This is a genomic window from Amaricoccus sp., from assembly GCF_036846665.1.
Lineage (GTDB): Bacteria > Pseudomonadota > Alphaproteobacteria > Rhodobacterales > Rhodobacteraceae > Amaricoccus.
Window position 1 is genome coordinate 1 of the sequence record NZ_DAIUBO010000370.1, and the last position, 2,426, is coordinate 2,426.

Annotated in this window: 2 protein-coding genes and 1 pseudogene; all 3 read right to left on the reverse strand. The window is 67.2% G+C overall.

From position 1 onward, the window contains the following. Window positions 1–449: pseudogene (locus V7050_RS20365) on the reverse strand (F0F1 ATP synthase subunit beta); the annotation flags it as partial. A gap of 14 nt (window positions 450–463) precedes the next feature. Next, window positions 464–1,336, reverse strand: coding sequence for a F0F1 ATP synthase subunit gamma (locus V7050_RS20370; protein WP_324370641.1), 873 nt, complete (start codon window positions 1,334–1,336; stop codon window positions 464–466). 26 nt (window positions 1,337–1,362) lie between these two features. Beyond that, window positions 1,363–2,426: F0F1 ATP synthase subunit alpha (atpA, locus tag V7050_RS20375; RefSeq protein WP_324370639.1), on the reverse strand; the 1,064-nt coding region annotated here is incomplete at its 5' end.

Sequence of the window (2,426 nt, forward strand, 5' to 3'; positions counted from 1 at the left end):
AGGCCGATCTTGCCGCCCTTGGCGTAGGGCGCGAGCAGGTCGATGACCTTGATGCCGGTGACGAGCACCTCGGATTCGGTCGACTGGGCGGCGAAATCGGGCGCGGGCGCATGGATCGGGCGGTATTCGGTCGCCTCGACGGGGCCCTTCTCGTCGACCGGTTCGCCGATGACGTTGAGGATGCGCCCCAGGGTGCCGTCGCCGACCGGGACCTGGATCGCCTTGCCGGTGTCGGTGACCTTCGCGCCGCGCACGAGGCCCTCGGTCGAATCCATCGCGATGGTGCGCACGGTGGATTCGCCCAGGTGCTGCGCGACCTCGAGCACGAGCCGCTTGCCGTTGTTGTCGGTCTCGAGCGCGTTGAGGATCTCGGGCAGATGGTCCCCGAACTGCACGTCGACGACGGCGCCGATGACCTGGGTGATCTTGCCGACTGCTGGTTCAGCCATGTTGTTCTCCGTCCCTAGAGCGCCTCGGCGCCCGAAATGATCTCAATGAGCTCGCTGGTGATCGCCTGCTGGCGCGAGCGGTTGTAGACGATCGTCAGCTTGTCGATCATCTCGCCGGCATTGCGCGTGGCATTGTCCATCGCACTCATGCGCGCGCCCTGTTCCGAGGCGCCGTTCTCCAGAAGCGCGGTGAAGATCTGCGTCGCCACGCCGCGCGGCAGCAGGTCGGCGAGGATCGCCTCCTCGTCGGGTTCGTATTCGTATTGCGACGAGGCACCGCCCTCGCGTGCCTCGAAGACCGCCGGGATCAGCTGGCGCTCGGTCGGCACCTGGCTGATCACCGACTGGAAGCGGTTGAAATAGATCGTGGCGACGTCGAACTCGCCGGCGTTGAAGCGGTTCAGGATGTCATGGGCGATCCTGGCCGCGTCCGCATAGCCGAGCTTCTTGACGTCGGAGAGATCCACATGGCCGACCAGGAGCGCGCTGAGGTCGCGGCGCAGCTGCTCGCGGCCCTTCTTGCCGATGGTGAGGATCCTGACCGTCTTGCCCTCGGCCTGGAGCCGCGCGACCCGGTTGCGGGCGAGCCGCACGATCGTGGAGTTGAAGCCGCCGCAGAGGCCGCGCTCGGCGGTGGCGACGACCAGCAGATGCGTCTCGGACTTGCCGGTGCCCGCGAGCAGCCGGGGCGCATTGGCGCTTTCGGCGACGCCGGCGGCGAGATTGCCCAGCACCGCGTCCATGCGCTCGGCATAGGGCCGCGCGCTTTCGGCCGCTTCCTGGGCGCGGCGCAGCTTGGCGGCCGCGACCATCTGCATCGCCTTGGTGATCTTGCGCGTCGACTTGACGCTCGCGATCCGGATCTTGAGGTCCTTGAGGCTCGGCATCGGCCGGCTCCCTGTCTAGTCTCGGATCAGGCGAAGGTCTTGGTGAAGCTGTCCAGCACGCTGCTGATCCTGGCCTCGATGTCGCCGGCGATCTTCTGGTCCTCGTCGCGGATCCGGCCGAGCAGCGCCCCTTCGGAATTGCGCAGATGCGCCAGGAGCCCGCGCTCGTAGCGGCCCACGTCGCTCACCGGGATCCTGTCGAGATAGCCGTGGGTGCCGGCGTAGATCACCACCACCTGCTCGGCATTGGTCAGCGGCGAATACTGCGGCTGCTTCAGGAGCTCGGTGAGGCGGGCGCCGCGGTTCAGGAGGCGCTGGGTCGCCGCGTCGAGGTCGGAGCCGAACTGGGCGAAGGCGGCCATCTCGCGGTACTGGGCGAGCTCGAGCTTGATCGAGCCCGCTACCGACTTCATCGCCTTGGTCTGGGCCGAGGAGCCCACGCGGGAGACCGAGAGGCCGACGTTCACCGCCGGGCGGATGCCCTGGTAGAAGAGCTCGCTCTCGAGGAAGATCTGGCCGTCGGTGATCGAGATCACGTTGGTCGGGATATAGGCCGAGACGTCGCCGGCCTGGGTCTCGATCACGGGGAGCGCGGTGAGCGAGCCCGATCCATGCTCGTCGTTGAGCTTGGCGGCGCGTTCGAGCAGCCGCGAATGCAGGTAGAAGACGTCGCCGGGATAGGCCTCGCGGCCGGGCGGGCGGCGCAGCAAGAGCGACATCTGGCGATAGGCGACGGCCTGCTTGGAGAGGTCGTCGTAGATGATCAGCGCATGCATGCCGTTGTCGCGGAAGTATTCCGCCATGGCGCAGGCGGCATAGGGCGCGAGATACTGCATCGGCGCCGGCTCGGAGGCGGTGGCGGCGACGATGGTGGTGTATTCGATCGCGCCGGTTTCCTCGAGCTTCTTGTAGAGCTGGGCGACGGTGGAGCGCTTCTGGCCGACCGCGACATAGACGCAGTAGAGCTTCTTCGATTCATCGTCGCCGGCGGCGTCGTTGTAGACCTTCTGGTTTAGGATGGCGTCGAGCGCCACCGCGGTCTTGCCGGTCTGGCGGTCGCCGATGATCAGCTCGCGCTGGCCGCGGCCGA

Bases quoted from the DNA above. Each gene is read 5' to 3' on its own strand.
- V7050_RS20370 (WP_324370641.1), bottom strand. From the start codon at position 1,336: ATGCCGAGCCTCAAGGACCTCAAGATCCGGATCGCGAGCGTCAAGTCG.